The sequence below is a fragment of the Enteractinococcus helveticum genome (genome assembly GCF_020742345.1).
GTDB lineage: Bacteria > Actinomycetota > Actinomycetes > Actinomycetales > Micrococcaceae > Yaniella > Yaniella helvetica_A.
The window spans coordinates 1-18317 of sequence record NZ_DYXC01000142.1 but is presented as its reverse complement, the minus strand read 5'-3'; the positions used below and the strand labels follow the sequence as shown (position 1 = coordinate 18317).

16 protein-coding genes are annotated in these 18317 nt (G+C 55.0%); 12 read left to right on the top strand and 4 right to left on the bottom strand.

Going from position 1 to position 18317, the window contains the following annotated elements:
* Window positions 1–41 precede the first annotated feature (41 nt).
* Genes pheS through K8V32_RS12125 form a run of 3 tightly spaced genes read left to right on the top strand, consistent with a single transcriptional unit; the run spans window position 42 to window position 3812 of the window.
* Window positions 42–1103 (top strand): phenylalanine--tRNA ligase subunit alpha, encoded by a 1062-nt coding sequence (gene pheS, locus K8V32_RS12135; RefSeq protein ID WP_303907814.1) that lies wholly within the window; start codon window positions 42–44, stop codon window positions 1101–1103.
* A gap of 7 nt (window positions 1104–1110) precedes the next feature.
* Window positions 1111–3669: a phenylalanine--tRNA ligase subunit beta gene (gene pheT, locus K8V32_RS12130; protein WP_303907812.1), complete on the top strand. Its 2559-nt coding sequence runs from the start codon at window positions 1111–1113 to the stop codon at window positions 3667–3669.
* Complete coding sequence (locus K8V32_RS12125) at window positions 3666–3812, top strand: hypothetical protein (protein ID WP_303907810.1); 147 nt, start codon at window positions 3666–3668, stop codon at window positions 3810–3812. The genes pheT and K8V32_RS12125 overlap by 4 nt, the downstream gene beginning before the upstream one ends.
* Before the next feature lie 80 nt (window positions 3813–3892).
* Here K8V32_RS12125 and K8V32_RS12120 read toward each other — a convergent pair whose 3' ends face one another.
* Window positions 3893–4888, bottom strand: coding sequence for a quinone oxidoreductase family protein (locus K8V32_RS12120; RefSeq protein ID WP_303907807.1), 996 nt, complete (start codon window positions 4886–4888; stop codon window positions 3893–3895).
* A 95-nt stretch (window positions 4889–4983) separates the two neighbouring features.
* Here K8V32_RS12120 and argC point away from each other — a divergent pair, with 95 nt between their 5' ends.
* Genes argC through K8V32_RS12090 form a run of 6 tightly spaced genes read left to right on the top strand, consistent with a single transcriptional unit; the run spans window position 4984 to window position 10877 of the window.
* Window positions 4984–6015, top strand: coding sequence for an N-acetyl-gamma-glutamyl-phosphate reductase (argC, locus tag K8V32_RS12115; RefSeq protein ID WP_303907804.1), 1032 nt, complete (start codon window positions 4984–4986; stop codon window positions 6013–6015).
* Window positions 6012–7163 carry a bifunctional glutamate N-acetyltransferase/amino-acid acetyltransferase ArgJ gene (gene argJ / locus K8V32_RS12110; RefSeq protein ID WP_303907801.1) on the top strand — a complete coding sequence of 384 codons (1152 nt, stop codon included), beginning with the start codon at window positions 6012–6014 and terminating at the stop codon, window positions 7161–7163. Before argC ends, argJ begins: the two co-directional genes overlap by 4 nt.
* Window positions 7164–7176: 13 nt before the next feature.
* On the top strand, window positions 7177–8085 hold the full coding sequence (gene argB / locus K8V32_RS12105; RefSeq protein WP_303907798.1) for an acetylglutamate kinase: 909 nt from the start codon (window positions 7177–7179) through the stop codon (window positions 8083–8085).
* A gap of 7 nt (window positions 8086–8092) precedes the next feature.
* A complete protein-coding gene (locus K8V32_RS12100; RefSeq protein WP_303907795.1) occupies window positions 8093–9346 on the top strand; it encodes an acetylornithine transaminase in 1254 nt (417 codons plus the stop codon).
* 26 nt (window positions 9347–9372) lie between these two features.
* Window positions 9373–10371, top strand: coding sequence for an ornithine carbamoyltransferase (gene argF, locus K8V32_RS12095; protein ID WP_303907792.1), 999 nt, complete (start codon window positions 9373–9375; stop codon window positions 10369–10371).
* A gap of 14 nt (window positions 10372–10385) precedes the next feature.
* Entirely contained in the window at window positions 10386–10877 is a 492-nt protein-coding gene (locus tag K8V32_RS12090; RefSeq protein WP_303907789.1) for an arginine repressor, read from the top strand.
* Between the two features lie 74 nt (window positions 10878–10951).
* On the opposite strand, the gene K8V32_RS12085 is transcribed toward K8V32_RS12090, so the two are convergent.
* Both K8V32_RS12085 and K8V32_RS12080 read right to left on the bottom strand, forming a co-directional pair.
* Window positions 10952–11695, bottom strand: coding sequence for a hypothetical protein (locus K8V32_RS12085; protein ID WP_303907787.1), 744 nt, complete (start codon window positions 11693–11695; stop codon window positions 10952–10954).
* Between the two features lie 83 nt (window positions 11696–11778).
* Window positions 11779–12213, bottom strand: coding sequence for an ankyrin repeat domain-containing protein (locus tag K8V32_RS12080; protein WP_303907786.1), 435 nt, complete (start codon window positions 12211–12213; stop codon window positions 11779–11781).
* A gap of 227 nt (window positions 12214–12440) precedes the next feature.
* Here K8V32_RS12080 and argH point away from each other — a divergent pair, with 227 nt between their 5' ends.
* The 3 genes from argH to tyrS all read left to right on the top strand — a co-directional run bounded on the left by argH (window position 12441) and on the right by tyrS (window position 17607).
* The gene (gene argH, locus K8V32_RS12075; protein ID WP_303907783.1) at window positions 12441–13889 is read left to right on the top strand and encodes an argininosuccinate lyase; all 1449 of its coding nucleotides are present in this window, start codon (window positions 12441–12443) and stop codon (window positions 13887–13889) included.
* A gap of 68 nt (window positions 13890–13957) precedes the next feature.
* A complete protein-coding gene (locus K8V32_RS12070; RefSeq protein ID WP_303907780.1) occupies window positions 13958–16249 on the top strand; it encodes a HelD family protein in 2292 nt (763 codons plus the stop codon).
* 26 nt (window positions 16250–16275) lie between these two features.
* Window positions 16276–17607, top strand: a complete 1332-nt coding sequence (tyrS, locus tag K8V32_RS12065) for a tyrosine--tRNA ligase (RefSeq protein WP_303907778.1) — start codon at window positions 16276–16278, stop codon at window positions 17605–17607.
* 507 nt (window positions 17608–18114) lie between these two features.
* Here the strand turns inward: tyrS and K8V32_RS12060 are convergent.
* A partial coding sequence (locus K8V32_RS12060; RefSeq protein ID WP_303907775.1) for a hypothetical protein occupies window positions 18115–18317 on the bottom strand: 203 nt, incomplete at its 5' end.

Below are 18317 nucleotides of genomic sequence, written 5' to 3'. Positions count from 1 at the left end.
TGTGAACACAGAGTTTTAGAACTAAAGGCGTGTACCCCAATATGACGGATACTTCGAATCTCCCACCGGAGGTTTCACCGGCCGATGAGCAGGCCGTCGAGCAAGCCATTCAAGCTGCTATCGCAGCATTCGAGGCTGCAACGAATCTTGACGAACTCAAAGCGGCCCGTATCGCACACACCGGTGACAATGCTCCGCTAACACTGGCCAACCGCTTGATCGGCAAGCTCGATAAATCCCAAAAAGCTGAGGCCGGCAAACGTATGGGCCAAGCACGCGGCAAGGTGGGCAAGGCGCTCGCAGACCGCGAAGCCCGGCTGCAAGCTGAGCACGAGGCCCGGATGCTCGTGGAAGAAACCGTTGACGTGACCACAGCGGTGCGTCGCCGTCGCCAAGGGGCTCGTCACCCGCTGGAATTACTGCAAGAGCGGGTCTCGGATATTTTCGTGGGCATGGGATGGGAAATTGCCGAGGGTCCTGAGCTGGAATCCGAATGGTACAATTTCGACGCATTGAACTTTGAACCGGACCATCCGGCTCGAGAAATGCAAGACACTTTCTTTGTTGAGCCCACTGATCGTCATCTCGTGCTGCGCACGCATACCTCCCCGGTGCAGATTCGCGCCATGCTGGAACGCGGAGCACCGACCTATATTCTGGTGCCTGGTAAAACGTTCCGCACCGACGAGCTGGATGCCACCCACACGCCGGTGTTCCACCAGTTCGAAGGTCTCGCCGTTGACAAAGGTCTGACGATGGCTGATCTACGCGGGACTCTGGAATACTTTGCAACATCAATGTTCGGGGCGGATGCCCGCATTCGGTTGCGCCCAAACTTTTTCCCCTTTACCGAGCCGTCTGCGGAACTCGATGTTTGGCACCCGGATGCCAAAGGTGGGCCCCAGTGGGTTGAGTGGGGCGGTTGCGGTATGATTCACCCGCAGGTGCTGCGTGCCGCTGGTATTGACCCGGATGTGTATTCCGGTTTCGCGTTCGGGATGGGTGTGGAACGCACCTTAATGTTCCGCAACGGGGTTACCGACATGCACGACATGATCGAAGGCGACGTGCGCTTCTCAACGCAATTCGGAATGGAGATTTAGTCACATAATGCGTATCCCATTGTCATGGTTGCGTGAGTACACGCAGCTTCCAGCAGACGCTACAGCACAAGACCTTCTGGCAGATCTGGTCAAGGTCGGTTTAGAAGAAGAGGATGTTCATGGTTTTGAACTCACCGGTCCGATCGTTGTTGGCAAGGTTTTAGAAAAAACCCCCGAAGAACATTCCAACGGCAAGACCATCAACTGGTGCCGCGTGCAGGTGGTCCCAGATGGCCAACCTCAGACCCTTGAAGGTCAAGGTATTGACCCTTCTGGTGTCCAGGGCGTGGTGTGTGGTGCCCACAACTTTGAAGTTGGCGATAAGGTGATCGTGACGCTGCCCGGCGCGGTGTTACCCGGCAATTTCAAGATTTCTGCACGTAAAACCTATGGTCATATCTCGGCCGGGATGATCGCTTCAGAATCCGAGCTTGGTCTGGGGGAGGGGCATGACGGCATCGTTGTATTGTCAGAGTGGGGCCTTGATCCAGAAATCGGTACTGATGTGCTGGAACTTTTGCATCTGAATGATGAAGCAGCCGAAATTAACGTCACTCCCGATCGCGGCTACGTGCTATCAATTCGTGGCGCTGCCCGCGAATACGCCCATGCTACTGGAACCGAATTTACGGATCCGGCGTGCGCGATTCAGGTGCCAGCAGCTCACGACACCGGCTGGTCGGTACGCATTGATGACAACGCACCGATCCACGGGCAGCCCGGGGCCACTCGATTTGTTGCCCGGCGTGTTGATGCCATTGATCCCAAGGCCACCACGCCGTCATGGATGGCTGCGCGCCTGCGCTTGGCAGGAATTCGTCCGCTGAGCCTGCCGGTTGATATTTCCAACTACGTCATGCTCGAGCTGGGGCAGCCGTTGCATTTCTACGACGCCGAGAAACTGCGTGGTCAGATAGTTGTTCGGCGCGCACACGAGGGCGAAACCTTAGAAACCCTGGACGGCAAGACCCGCAAACTGCACGTCGAGGACCTGCTGATCACCGACGATTCGGGCCCGATCGGTATCGCCGGCGTCATGGGTGGTTTATCGACCGAAGTCAGCGACACCACCACCTCAATTCTGATTGAATCGGCGAATTTCGATCCCGTTTCGGTGTCGCGCACCCAGCGTCGTCATCGTCTGCCATCCGAAGCGTCCAAACGCAATACCCGCGGTGTGGACTGGCATGTAGCCGACAAAGCAGCCCAGCGTGCCGCCGAATTACTCGTGGAGCTCGCCGGAGGCGCGATAAACGATGGTGTCACAGACGTGGGTGAACCACCGATGGTTCCAACCGTTCGACTGCGCGCTGATTACCCATCGCAATTGGTGGGCTATGACTATACCGAAGAACAAGTCAACCAGGTGCTAGTCGATCTGGGCGGCCACGTTTCGCAACAGCGCGATGACACCGATGGCACCACGATCTTTGTGGTCACGCCGCCATCCTGGCGTACCGATTTGAATATTCCGGAAGACCTCGTCGAAGAAGTGGCCCGACTCGTGGGTTATTCACATATTCCTGCCACGCTGCCCGTGCCACCTCCTGGTCGCGGCCTGACCAAGGCCCAGCGGATGCGTCGCCAGATCGCTGATGCTCTGGCAGGAGCTGGACTGATTGAAACCCTGTCCTACCCGTTTGTATCGGAAGCCCAGAATAAAACCTTTGGTTCCCCGAATGAGGAAACGGCTGCAGCCCAGCGCATGGTGAAACTTGCCAACCCAATCTCTGCGGAGTTCGGCTGGCTGCGCACCACCATTTTGCCCGGCCTGCTGGAAACCGCACGTCGTAACGTTTCGCGCGGATTCCGTGACATCGCCGTGTATGAGTCAGGCAAAGTCTTCCTGCCGGGTGCCACTATCGGCTCGCCGGAGATCCCGCCGCTGGGAGTTCGTCCCTCCGATGAGGTACTGGCTGGACTTGAAGCCGGCATCCCGGCACAACCGCATCGGCTTGCCGCGGTCTTCACCGGCCACGATTCAGCTCCGGGACCAGGTCATACACCGCGCGTCTACGACTGGCAGGATCCAATCGGTACTGCCCTCGATATCGCCGATGTCGCCGGCGTCGACCTGACGATTCGACAGGGTGCACACCACGGTTTCCACCCTGGCCGTGTCGCGGAACTTGTGGTCGACGGTACAGTTATTGGTTATGCTGGTGAACTGCTGCCGAAACTCTTGGAAGACTGGGATCTGCCCGCTCGCACCGCCGCGATGGAATTGGACCTGGATGCGCTGGTTTCCGCAGCCCCCAACGTGGTAGAAGCGCAACCGGTGGTCACTTTCCCGGCCACCTATCAAGACGTCGCGCTGGTCGTGGATCACCAGGTTGTCGCTGCAGACGTGCAGCAAACCCTACAACAAGCAGCCGGTGACCTATTAGAACACATCGGTTTATTTGATGTGTACACCGGCGCTGGTATTGCGGAAGGTAAAAAGTCCCTGGCCTTCAACCTGCGCTTCCGAGCCACCGATCGCACACTGACGGCTGATGAAGCATCCCAAGCCCGTCTCGCCGCGATCGCAGCAGCAGAAACCGAACACGGAGCAGTTCTACGATGAGTCAACCCTGGGAACTCCATGATCCCGTCCCAGAATCCGATCGCGAGCGCGCCAAACGTCGCCGCCGACAATTTGGTGTCTCGTTCATAGCACTACTCGTTGTCATCGGCATGATCGGAACCACGGTCATGTCCCTGCTCTAAACCCAGACAAAACAAGGGGCAGGCGTGGTGTGCTAAGCCAACACCACGTCTGCCCCTTGTGATTTAACCTCGCAAAGTGCTTACGGAATGAGTACCGTCTTACCGGTTGTGGATCTCGATTCGAGCGCACGATGAGCATCACCAGCATTTTTCAGATCGAATCGTTCATCCACGCTGAGACTCAGGACGCCCTCAGCAAGCCAACCAAAAATCTCGCCAGCCCGCCACGACACCTCATCGCCGGTAAGCGTGTAAAACGCCAAGCTCGGCCGCGTAGCGAATAATGAACCGCCGGAATTAAGCCGTTGCAAATCAAATGGTGGTACCGGACCGGAAGCAGCCCCGAAGAGCACCATCATCCCGCGGATCCGCAGCGAGGCCAACGAGGCATCAAAAGTATTTGCCCCGACGCCGTCATAGACCACATCCACGCCGACGCCGTTGGTGACTTCACGTAATTTGTCACCAAAATTGTCGTAATCGAACACCTCGTCGGCCCCGGCGTTCAAAGCAATCTTGCGTTTTTCTTCAGTGGAGACCACCGTGTAGACATTAGCGCCCAGGTGTTTGCACATCTGAATCAGCAACTGTCCGACGCCGCCGGCACCGGCGGTCACAAACACGTTGTGGCCAGGTTTGACTTCAAATGTGGAACGGCATAGATAATGGGCCGTCATACCCTGCAGCGGGATAGCTGCGGCCTCGATGAGGTCAATCGTGTCGGGTACCGGCAATAATTTATCGGCCGGAGCAACAAAAAACTCCGCATAAGTGGCTTCGGCCGATGCAGTGGCCACACGATCGCCCACGGCAATATTCGTGACGTCGTCGCCAACAGCGATGACCGTTCCGGAACCCTCGGACCCGGGAATAAACGGGTAGGGGACATCGTACAGTCCAGAACGCTGATACGTTTCAATAAAGTTCAAACCTGCCGCCGCCGTTTCGACCAACACTTGGCCTGCATCGGGAGTAGGGACGGGGACTTCACGCCAATCAAAATTCTCTGGACCGCCCGCTTGTGTGACCACAGCTGCACGCATATTTTCTGGAAGTTCTACGGGAATTTGAGTCATAGTTGCTAGGTTACATTTCCGTGGGGAGCATCGCTAGAAATGCTGTGCTGCATAATTATTACACATGCTGCATATTTTGATGCTAGGGTGGACGCATGACTCTTCGTGTAGCTGTATCTGGAGCCAGTGGCTATGCCGGTGGAGAGGTTCTACGGTTGTTGACCTCACACCCGCACGTCGAAATTGGCTCAATCACCGCCCATTCCAACGCCGGCCAGAAACTTGGCGGCCTGCAACCACATCTGCATGCTCTGGCAGACCGCGTGCTGGAGTCAACCGATGTTGACGTACTGCGCGGCCATGATGTCGTTTTCTTAGCGCTGCCGCACGGCGCATCCGCCGAAATCGCGGCTCAACTGCCTCAAGATACCCTGGTGATTGACGCTGGTGCCGACCACCGTCTGACCGATAGTGCAATGTGGGAGAAATTCTATGGTTCACCACATGCCGGTACCTGGCCCTATGGTCTGCCTGAATTGCCCGGTAACCGGGAAAAGCTTGCCAATGCTCAACGGATTGCGGTGCCTGGATGTTACCCGACCGGCTCGATTCTGGGATTGGCACCTGGATTTACCGGTGGGGTATTGCAAACTGACGACGTCGTCATTGTTGCGGCATCGGGGACTTCGGGGGCTGGAAAATCACTGAAACCGCACCTGCTGGGTTCCGAAGTTATGGGCGGTATGAGCCCCTACGGTGTAGGTGGCCTACACCGTCACACCCCTGAAATCATTCAGGGCCTGTCGCAGGCTGCCGGACAAGACGTCTCGCTATCATTTACTCCAACCCTGGCCCCGATGCCACGCGGGATTTTGACCACGGCCACCGCCAAATATGTGCCCGGCACCTCCGCCGAAGCAATTCGTGCCGCATGGGAAAAAGCTTATAGCAACGAACAATTCGTACACCTGCTGCCCGAGGGCCAGTGGCCTTCCACGAAATCTGTACTCGGCTCCAACCACGTCGTAATGCAGCTGGCCGTTGATGAAGCCGCCGGTCGCGTCATTGTGGTGGTCGCCGTCGATAACCTCACCAAAGGTACCGCCGGGGGAGCAATCCAGTCGATGAATATCGCCTTGGGATATCCCGAAGAAACAGGTTTGACCGTTCAAGGAGTCGCGCCGTGAGTATCACCCAACCGGCCGGATTTACCGCTTCCGGCATCGCCGCAGGCATCAAAGCATCCGGCGATCTTGACCTTGCACTGATCGTCAATAACGGACCACGCTATGACGCTGCCGGAGTATTCACCACCAATCGTATCTCTGCCGCCCCGGTGCGCTGGTCCCAGAGCGCGATCCAAAATGGGCAAGCCCGCGCCGTAATATTGAACTCCGGCGGTGCGAATGCCTGCACGGGTGTCCAAGGTGACCAGGATGCTGCCGCCATGGCTGACCACACCGCTCAAGAGTTAGACATTGCCGCCGACGACGTGCTGGTGTGTTCCACCGGGCTGATTGGCGAACGCTTACCCATGGACAAGGTGATCACCGGGATCACAACCGCCGTTGAGTCGCTGACTGACGATGGATTCGTGACCGCTGCCAAAGCGATTATGACCACCGATACAGTCCACAAAACCGCTCAAGCACAGGGAACTGGCTACACGGTGTCCGGCCTGACCAAGGGTGCAGGGATGATCGCACCGGGCATGGCCACAATGCTTGCCGTGGTGACCACCGACGCCGTTGTGGATTCAGCACTGGCTCACGAGCTGTTGACAGAAGCCGTTCGGACGACGTTCAATCGGGCAGATTCCGATGGTTGTATGTCAACTAATGATACCGTTCTGCTCATGGCCTCGGGCGCCTCCGAGGTCACGCCCGATCGCGACGAGTTACAAGAACTGCTGCGTTCGGTGTGTGGTTCACTGGCCCGCCAGATCATCGGGGATGCCGAAGGGTCTACCCGCGACATCGCTGTGACGGTTCATGGCGCAGCCACCGAAGCCGAAGGCGAAGAGGTTGCCCGTGCGGTGACTCGCTCGAATCTGTTTAAGACCGCGATGTTCGGTCAAGATCCCAACTGGGGCCGAATCATCTCTGCCGTTGGCACCACGCACGCCCAATTCAACCCGACCACCCTGGATGTTGCGGTGAACGACGTCATGGTGTGCCGCAATGCCGGGATTGGCGAAGATCGCAGCTTGGTGAAATTCGACGACCGTGAAGTCACCGTCGATATTTACCTGAAGGCCGGCGATCACGCGGTTACCGTGTGGACCAATGACCTGTCCTATGATTACGTGCGCGAAAACGCCGAATACTCCTCCTAGAAGAGCACCTTTCATGACAATAACTCCACGCGATATGTCCAAGGCTGCCGAAAAAGCGGCCGTGCTGATCGAGGCGCTGCCCTGGATCCAGAAATTTGCTGGTACCACCATGGTCATCAAATACGGTGGGAACGCCATGGTGTCTGATGAACTGCGCGAAGCTTTCGTCCAGGACATGGTTTTTCTCCATCACTGCGGCATCCACCCGGTGGTTGTCCACGGCGGCGGTCCACAGATCAGTGAGATGCTTGACAAGCTCGATATCGAATCGGAATTTCGCGGCGGGCTTCGGGTCACAACCCAAGAAACTATGGAAGTCGTCCGCATGGTGCTCACCGGCAAAGTCGGCCGGCAGCTGGTCGGCCTCATTAACGCCCATGGTACTTATGCGGTGGGAATGTCCGGAGAAGACGCCGACCTGTTTATCGCTCACCGTACCCAGCACGTGATCGACGGCAAACACGTTGATCTCGGTTTGGTTGGCGACGTAGTTAAGGTCAACACCGATCCGATTACCGACCTGATCGCCAACGGGCGTATCCCAGTGGTCTCATCGGTTGCCCCGGAAGTGGACCCGAACACGAATCAGCCCACTGGACAAGTACTCAACGTCAACGCTGATACCGCCGCCGCCGAATTGGCCGCAGCACTTGGTGCGGCCAAGCTCGTGGTGTTGACCGATGTCGAAGGCCTTTACGGTAACTGGCCGGATCCTTCTTCGTTAATCACCTCGATCACCGCAGATGAGCTACGCAGCATGCTCGATCGTTTGGAATCCGGGATGATCCCGAAAATGCGGGCCTGCCTGAGCGCTGTCGAATCGGGTGTGCCACAGGCGCACATTGTCGATGGCCGACAACCGCATTCGATGTTGCTGGAAATCTTTACCACCGCCGGCGTCGGCACCCAAGTCACACCATAGGAACTTCATGACAGAAAATCTGCTGGAACGCTATCAACATTCCATGACCAACATATTCGGCACCCCAGCCCAAGCGCTCGTCAAAGGCGAAGGAGTATACGTCTGGGATGCCGACGGTAAACGATACACCGACTTTTTGGCCGGCATCGCAGTAAATGCGCTAGGTCACGCGCACCCAGCGATCGTCGAAGCACTCACCGAACAAGCCAAAACGCTGGGCCATATTTCCAACTTATTCACCTCACCGCCACAGGTCGGTCTCGCAGAACGCCTATTAGCCATGGCTGGTATCTCCGAAGGCGCTGCCTTCTTTGCCAACTCCGGTACCGAAGCCAATGAGGCGGCCTTTAAACTGGCGCGCCGCCATAGCCACGCCCAAGGTGGTAGCCGACCGAAGATCATTGCACTGCAAAACGCGTTTCACGGTCGCACCATGGGCGCCCTTGCCCTGACCTGGAAACCACAGTATCGGGAACCATTTGAGCCGCTACCCGGGGGCGTGGTGTTCGTGCCTGGCGGCGATATCGAAGCGCTGAAAGCTGAGATGGACGACACCGTGGCAGCCGTGATTGTTGAACCCGTGCAGGGTGAAGCCGGCGTACGAGATTTCCCGCCCGGTTACCTCCGGCAGGTCCGCCAGTCCTGTAATGAACACGGGGCACTGCTGATTTTTGACGAGATCCAATCGGGCATCGGCCGAACCGGTACCTGGTTTGCTTTCCAGAACCCGCAAGTCACCGGCACGGCAGACCCGGTGTTCCCCGATGCCATGACCCTGGCCAAAGGACTAGGCGGTGGCATGCCAATCGGTGCGCTGGTGACCTTCGGCAAAGACGTCTCTGAACTCTTTACGGCAGGCCAACACGGCACCACCTTCGGCGGCAACCCGCTGGCCACCGCCACGGCACTGGCAGTCTTAGAGACCATCGAATCCAATAACCTCCTCGACAATGTTCGCACGGTTGGCACCTACCTGGAACAACAGCTCCAAGCTTTGCCGATAGTCAAAACCGTCCGCGCTTACGGCCTATGGCAAGGCGTCGAACTCGACACTGCAGCCATCACCGCCCAGAAAATGCCAGACGGCGGTCTGGCGCCAAAAGTCGTTGCCAAAGCTCTGGACTACGGGTACATTATCAACGCCACCGATGAGACCACCCTGCGCCTAGCACCACCGCTGATCATCACGACCGAACAGGTCGACCCCCTCATCCAAGACCTGCCCAATATCGTTGCTGAAGCGGTTGCGGAAGCCAACTAGCTGAGCGAGCTTGAAGGAGCGGCATCATGCCCAAAACCCCACGACACTTTCTTATCGACACCGATTTAAGCCCAGCAGAACAGGCAGAAGTCCTCGATCTGGCCGCGATCATGAAGCAACGACGCTTTGACTTCAAACCACTAGCTGGACCTCAAACCGGGATTGTCATGTTTGACAAAACCTCCACCCGGACCCGCATTTCGTTTGCCGCAGGCCTGAGCGAGCTTGGTGGAAGCCCACTGATCATCAACCCGGGCGAATCGCAAATGGGGCACAAAGAATCCATTTACGACTCGGCAAAAGTCTTTGAACGCATGGTTTCGGTTGTCATCTGGCGCACCTATTCCCAAGCTGGCATAGAAGAACTCGCCGAAAACTCTGCTATTCCGGTCATCAATGCCCTGACCGATGATTACCATCCGTGTCAGGTGCTCGCCGACCTGCAAACCGTGCGTGAAGCCAAGGGTTCGACCCAGGGGCTGACCATGACCTACCTTGGGGACGCGGCCAATAATATGGCCAACTCCTATCTGCTTGGCGGTGCCACAGCTGGCATGCATGTCCGCATCGCTGGTCCCGAAGGCTATCTTCCTGATGACGCCGTCGTTGCCGCAGCCACCCAGCGTGCTGAAGCAGCCGGTGGTTCGATTCTGGTCACGACCAACGCCGCAGAAGCCTTGGCGGACGCTGACGTCGTAGTGACTGACACCTGGATTTCAATGGGCCAGGAAGATGAAACCGAACTACGCTTGAAACTGTTCAAAGAGTATTCCGTTGACCCCGACGCGATGGCACAAGCCGCCGATGATGCGATCTTCTTGCACTGCCTACCTGCCTACCGCGGGTATGAGGTTGCTGAAGAGGTGATCGACGGACCGCAATCGAGGGTTTTTGACGAAGCTGAAAACCGTTTACACGCACAAAAGGCTCTTATCGCCTGGCTGCTTTATGCATCTGGCCTGGCGGATATGCCAGCTGAGCTATCCCTTCCACACGCGGTGGCTTCACGAACCAAAGTACGTTAGCCATGATGACTCCGATGACCAAAGCGGCCCGGCAGCATGAGATTCGAACGGTACTGGAAACCCAGTCAATCCGTTCTCAGGCTGAACTAGCCGATGCGCTAGCCCAACGCGGAGTTACCGTCACACAGGGTACGCTATCTCGTGATCTGGTGGATATTGGGGCAACCAGAATTCGTGACGAAACTGGCCAAATGATCTACCACGTGCCAACTGACACGAAAACGGGAACGGTTACCCAGAGCCCAGAAGCCACCGACGCACGCTTATTTAGTCTGTGCAGAGAATTGTTGCTGGCTGCAGATGGATCAGCAAATATTGCGGTGCTGCGCACACCACCGGGAGCGGCACAGTTTCTGGCATCAGCTATTGACCAAGCACGCTTGAACTTCGTGTTGGGAACCATCGCGGGTGACGACGCTATCATGGTCGTCACCCGCGACCCGAATGGTGGACAACACGTTGCTCAAACATTTATTGGCTACGCTGAACAAGAACCTAAACTATAGGTTATTAAATGCGTAAGGCTCGGTTCCTTTTGGATCCGAGCCTTACTACGCAGTTCTAGGGTATGTTCACAGCGTTAGAACGTCCACTGCAGATCGGAGATTTCCTCTTCCGGGGGAGCCTCGAAGAGCTCGACTTCGTTGAGATTCGTAAAGGCATGTGTTGCTGTCTTCTCGCCGGAGGTCGCATCGACCTGGATCAGGTCAGAAGTCTCCTTCAAGAAGTAAAATGCAACCGTTTCAGAACCGGTATACAGATCCGAATTATTACCTGTCGTCGCCGGCACCGTGTATTTATAGACTTCTTGACCATCTAACTCAGTTTCTTCGGCGTCAAGGGTTTCGAGTTCTTCGTCAGATAGCTCATCGATGAGCGAGAACGCCGTTTCTGTTGTCGAAGCGAACTCGTCTTCAAGGCCCAATGTGTCCTGTAGACCGGACTCTGGTGCCTGAATCCATTGCCCCTCAGCACCGGGCAAGGTAAACAGTTCGTCTTCTGCGCCTTCTTGCGGATCGAGTTTTAAGAATGCAGTCGACTCGTCGATTACCAGAAATTCCAGTGATCCTTGTTCGGCATCGATCGTGACATGATGGTTATCTTGCGCTGTTTGACCGGACCATTCAATCAGCGAGATGTCTTCGTCGTGAACACCCTCGGGATCGGTTCTGGTGTAGGTAAAGGAGCTCGCTTCGCTCATGGACTGCTTTGCGGTTTCTGAAATCTCCGTCAAGCTAGGTGGTCCACCACCGCATGCAGCAAGGGTCCAGGCCGCGAGAACGCCCAGTCCTGTCGCTGACAGCCAGCGTTTTGATTTGGTCATCGTGTGATTCAAAATAACTCCTCATATTGGTACGTCTGCTGTTGCCCAGGCTGCATCGAGGTACCGAGTTTTTGGTGTTCGTTCTAGTCTTTTGGTGACTGCTTTTCATAGTCGGACAAAAACTGTCCCATGGTATCGAGGCCCATGGCACTAATCGCGGCACGAGCTGATTGAGGACCCAAATCTGGATCTGCCCCGGCATCCAATAAAGCCTTGGCTATATCGGTATTCTGCATAAATATTGCACTCGTAAGAGCCGATTGCCCCCGATTATTGAGCGCGTTGACATCAGCATCCCTAGCCAGCAGAGCGTTCACTATCTCTGCCTGTTCTCGATAGGCTGCCAAAATGAGGAACGTGTCGCCGTTGTGATTACGCAAATCGACCGGGATACCCTGATCGATTGCCGATGATAGCGCCTGCACCTGACCATTTCGCGCATAATCAAATAATGTGTTCAGAAATTCTAGTTGGTCGTCGGTTAATTCTGGCTGGTCCTGAGGTTGGTTATCGGTCATATTGGTAGTTTAGACAATTTTGCACCGGCCTGAGCCTCCGAGCATCGAAGGTACACGACGACGAGGCATCCAGATCAGCAGGATACACATCGGTGCATCATGCAATGTCTTGGGATGGCTGGGTGATGGAGTGTCACGGTCGCACGTTAGTAGTAGGACTTTCACCAGGCGTATTTATTGGTAGTTTTGAACCAGAGGATTCCTGCACGAAAAGAGGTTACAACACGATGGCTGACACAGCATCACACGGTACAAATGAAGGATCGCTGTGGGGTGGTCGATTTTCAGATGGGCCCGCCGACGCGTTGGCAGCGTTGAGCAAATCAACGCATTTTGACTGGCGACTCGCCAAATACGATATTGCAGGCTCCCGTGCCCACGCTCGCGTGTTGCACCATGCAGGGCTTCTTAGCGATGAAGAACTGCCGAAGATGTTGGCCGCTTTGGACCAATTGGAGACCGACGTCGCGAACGGCACATATGTTGCCGCTGCTTCCGACGAAGACGTGCACGGATCGCTTGAACGCGGTTTGTTAGAACGGGCTGGATTAGAACTCGGTGGCAAACTGCGCGCGGGCCGGTCACGAAATGACCAGATCGCCACCATGGGACGGATGTTTCTGCGCGATCATGTCCGCGAGATTTCTTTCTTATTACTCGACGTCATCGATGCTCTGATCACTCAGGCTGAAGCGCATCCTTATGCGCCCATGCCCGGACGCACACACCTGCAACACGCCCAGCCGGTTTTGCTTTCACATCATTTACTTGCTCACGCATGGGCCTTGTCTCGTGACCTGCAGCGATTTGTCGACTGGGATCGTCGTGCAGCGGTCAGCCCATATGGTTCCGGAGCTCTGGCTGGATCCTCGCTTGGTCTCGACCCGGAAGCAGTTGCCCATGACCTCGGGTTCGAATCAGCGGTCTGGAACTCGATTGACGGTACTGCTGCACGGGATGTTTTTGCCGAATTTGCTTGGATCGCCTCAATGATTGGCATTAACCTCTCGCGCCTCTCTGAAGAAATCATCTTCTGGGCGACCAAAGAGGTGAACTTCGTTACCTTACATGATGCGTATTCCACTGGATCATCTATCATGCCCCAAAAGAAGAACCCAGATATTGCCGAATTGGCGCGCGGAAAGTCTGGTCGACTCCTCGGGAACTTCACCGGCTTGATGACGACATTAAAGGCCCTCCCGCTAGCTTATAACCGCGACTTACAAGAAGATAAAGAACCGGTTTTTGATGCTGCCGACACCTTGGAATTGCTCTTGCCCGCATTCGCCGGTCAAATCGCAACGCTGACATTCAACACCGAGCGCATGGCAGAATTAGCGCCTGAAGGCTTCGCTTTAGCAACCGATATAGCCGAGTGGTTGGTACGTCAAGGCGTCCCATTCCGTGTTGCCCACGAACTTGCTGGTGAAGCCGTTCAGCTGGCCGAAGCCCGCGGTGTGGAACTCTGGGATCTCACCGACGAAGAATACGCCAACATCTCTGAACACCTGACCCCAGCAGTACGGAGCGTGTTATCAACCGAAGGTTCATTAAACTCGCGTTCCTCTCAGGGCGGTACCGGCCCGAACGCCGTCGCCGACCAACTGGTTGAGTTTAAGCGGCAGCTAGCTGAAATCCGTGAGTTTGCCGCCACAAATCCTACCGGGCTGCGCTAGGTAACCAGTAGACTAGAGGGTCGAATGAGCCGAGTGCTAGCCCAAGGGCTAGCAGTTAAGGAGCCTTGGTGACCGACCAATATGCGTCCACCGACACCACATCGTGGTACCAGCAGCAGTTGGATGAAGAGCGTAACTATGTGGCGAGACTCTATGAACGTCTCGATACGTTGCGGGACAAAAAGAAACAGCAGTTAGTTCGCATCCAGGCCCGAGGCCTGCAAGGTTCCTATCAAAACCAATCGGAGCGCGATTCATTTGCCAGCCTGTATCAAGATCGCATCAACCAGTTAGACGCGGTAGACGACAGACTCGTATTCGGGCGTCTTGATACCGACGACGCCGTAGCACGTCATATTGGTCGCATCGGGTTATCCGATGACCAGCACACCCGGATTCTGGTGGATTGGCGGGCGCCCGAAGCCGCCCCTTTCTACCAGGCAACGGCTGCCAATCGGCAGGGGGTAGCACGTCGTCGTCATATTATGATGAGCGGCCGAACCGTTGAATCATTTGAAGATGATGTTTTGACTTCAACGGAATCGGGCCAGGCTTCCCAAGCACTGTTGTCTGCCGTCAGTGCGTCACGTACCGGGGCAATGGGTGACATCGTTGGGACCATTCAACGTGAACAAGATGAAATTATTCGCGACGAAATGCGTGGGGTACTGGTCGTCCAAGGTGGCCCCGGTACCGGCAAGACGGCGGTGGCACTCCACCGGGCTGCGTATTTGCTCTATACCTATCGTGACCGGTTGGCTAAATCCGGTGTGCTGCTCGTGGGGCCTTCTGAAGCCTTTATGAATTACATTGATCAGGTGCTTCCCTCGTTGGGGGAAACCGGAGTGGTAATGCGGTCGCTTGGGAACCTCTACCCAGGAATTGCAGCACGCCCTGAAACGGACCACGCTGCCGTTGAGATTAAAGGCCGTGCCGTGATGCAAGAAATCATCGCCAATGCGGTGATGTTACGGCAACGTAATATTCCAGAAACCACTTGGGTCACTGTGGACGGTATTCGCCTTCGGGTACGACCCGTTCAAATACGGCGCGCTATCGGACATGCTCGGGAGTCGGGTAAACCGCACAACCAAGCGCGCGAAGTGTTCGTCGACCACATGGTGCGTACCCTGTATGACCAAATGCGCGATATCGTCAGTCCCAAACGCGAAGACGGTCTGGTCAATAAAGCCGACCGATCATACTTGCGCCAAGAGATTCGTCAGTCTCGCGAGGTTCGAAAATTGCTCAACCTGTGCTGGATGCCGTTGACACCTACGGGACTGGTAGATGAGTTGTTGTCCAGGCCCAAGTATCTGGTCGATGCTGCTCCAATGTTGTCTGCAACGGAAATCAAAACACTGCTGCGGGCGCCGGGTACACCGTTCACGGAAGCCGATGTGCCACTGATCGATGAGGCCGCAGTGGCAATAGGCGATCTGGTATCTGCAGCAGGTCAAGGCTCGAAAAAGGCGCAGCAGCGCAACCTTGATACCGCCGAAGCTGCCCTGGAAAATATGCACTATACCCTCGAAGATATTGGCGTCGACGGGGTGGTGACCCCCGAAATGCTGGCGGCTGCTCAGGAACCGGAAACTCCGTGGACTTCGGTGGCTGATCGTGCGCAGCGGGACAGAACCTGGACATACGCCCACGTCATTGTCGACGAGGCGCAAGAACTGAGCCACATGCAATGGCGCATGCTGTTCCGCAGATCACCGTTGCGTTCGTTCACAATCGTCGGCGATTTAGCGCAAGCATCAGGTGCCGATCCCAGCACGGACTGGGGCTCAATTCTAGAACCGTTTGCACCAAACCACTGGCGGTTAGCTGAGCTGACCGTCAATTACCGGACCCCGGAACGCATCACGCAGACTGCTGCAAAGGTAGCGGCTGCTGCCGGACGCCGCGTCACGACGCCCACCGCCTTACGCGAAGGTAACCACGATCCGGAGTTAATACGCACCACTGTGGAGGAGCTAGATAAAGCACTGGTTACTTCCGTAGATCAACAGCTTCAACGCTTCCCGGATGGACTTATCGGAGTCATCGCAGTAGGGGATGACCATGCCAAGATTCATCGCGTGCTGGAGAAAACCTATTCGGGACAAGTGTGGACTGGTATCGGACGGCGACGTGATCGCAATATTGCTCTGGTGACCGCACAAGAATCCAAAGGACTAGAATACGACGCCGTGATAATCGTCGAACCCCAACACGTGGTGCAACACAACGGGGGATCAGTCGGCAACCTCTACGTGGCAATGACACGCGCAACGCAGGCTTTAACGATGATTACCACTGCACTTGCTAATGAGTTGCCTAGTGGGCTGCGAGACATACAAGCCAAGAATTTTTAGAACGTTTAGCAGAAGCTGGTAGTTTGATGACCGTGAGTAATGAAGAGTTTTTGAGTCGACAAGCCAATGATCCTTCTTTTGAAAACATTTGGCAGGAACTGAAGTGGCGTGGACTTATACACGTTTCTACGGATGAAGCCAAATTGGAAGAAGCTCTCGCAGGGGACCCTATCCGGTATTATTGCGGCTTCGATCCCACCGCGGCATCGTTACACCTTGGACACTTGGTCCAATTATTGCTGTTGCGTCGTCTTCAACTCGCAGGGCATCATCCGGTTGCACTCGTTGGAGGGGCGACCGGGCTGATTGGCGACCCGCGTCAGACTTCCGAACGAACACTTAACACCCGTGAAACCGTTGAAGGCTGGGTCGGATCGCTGCGCAATCAAATTCAACACTATCTTTCCTTTGAAGGCGACAATGGTGCGGTCATGGTCAATAACCTTGACTGGACAGGTGAATTGTCTGCCCTCGATTTCTTGCGAGATATTGGCAAACATTTCCGTGTAGGCACAATGATCCGAAAAGAAATTGTGGCTTCACGTTTGGAATCCGATGAAGGCATTTCTTACACGGAATTTTCATACCAAGTCCTGCAGGGTATGGACTTCATGGAGCTTTACCGTCGCCACAATGTGACGCTTCAAACTGGTGGCTCTGATCAGTGGGGCAACCTCACCTCCGGTACCGAACTGGTCCGCAAGGTTGAAGGTGAACACGTTCACGCAATGGGTACCCCGCTGATTACCAATGCTGACGGCACCAAATTTGGTAAATCCGAAGGCAACGCCATCTGGCTAAATCCTGAGATGTGTTCTCCGTATGCCTTCTACCAGTTCTGGATCAATACCGCAGATGCAGATGTTATCGATCGTCTGAAGGTGTTTACGTTCCTCACTCGTGATGAGCTTGAAGACTACGCAAAAAAAGTGGCGGATGAACCTTTTCGACGTGAAGCACAACGACGTCTTGCTTGGGAAGTGACATCACTGGTTCACGGAGAAAGTCAAACTCAACGTGTCATTGATGCCTCAGCCGCATTATTCGGTAGGGGAGAACTCCAGCAGATTGATCCCGCAACCCTGAAGGCTGCCGGTGCTGAGTTGCCAACCGCACAACCTCAAGATCTCAATAAAGAAATGAGCATAGTAGACCTCTTAGTAGCCACAGGACTTGAAGAATCGAAGTCAGCAGCTCGACGCACCGTCAAAGACGGGGGAGCTTATCTGAATAACACCAAAGTCGAGGATCCGGAGCAACTATTCTCGACGGAAGATGCGATTCACCAAAAATACTTCGTGGTACGTCGTGGCCGCAGGAATTTGGGGTTCGTGGACATGACGTCAAATAATGTGTGAGATCTACATCTCGACTAGAACCTCGTTTAGAAGGAACAGGGTCGGTAGTCGTCTAAAAGTGGGCTGATTCATGCGGAACTGAACTCCAGGTCCGCATCGAATCCGCCGATTTTGCATTCGAAATTTATCTGTGTATAGTTATCTCTCGTGCCCAGGGCGGACCGGAGACGGGAAGCGCTGAGACACAGAAGTTCTTTTAGAAAATTTATAAAACGATCCAAGTCAGGACTATCTCTAACTCGCTGATACCAAGTGCTCGTGAACATATGTTGAAATGCATATTAACACGCTATATAGTGAGAAACTGCCCGGAAAATTCTAGGCAGCCCCGATTTGACGAAGCGATAAACATTCATGTTACGCTCGGATGTCGGTCCTGAAAACATCAGATCGAATACAGTATCGTACTGAACTTCACAAGCATTTTACAGTGATAATGGTTCAATAGCCATTGCATTGGACTATGAAAGAAGTCACGGTGGGCTGATTTGACTTGATTGGAACCAATCATTTAGTGTTATCTTCTGCGCCTTTATGGCTTGATTCACGATGATTTGGTTGTGGGTCGTTTGTTTCCTGTTGGCTGGCATGTCTTGTGTGGGTGTGTTGGTTGGTGGGTGTGGTTGTTTGAGAACTCAATAGTGTGCCAAGTTTGTTTGATGCCATTTTTTGAATGGTTGCTGTGGTTGTCCTACCTCCGTGGGATGATG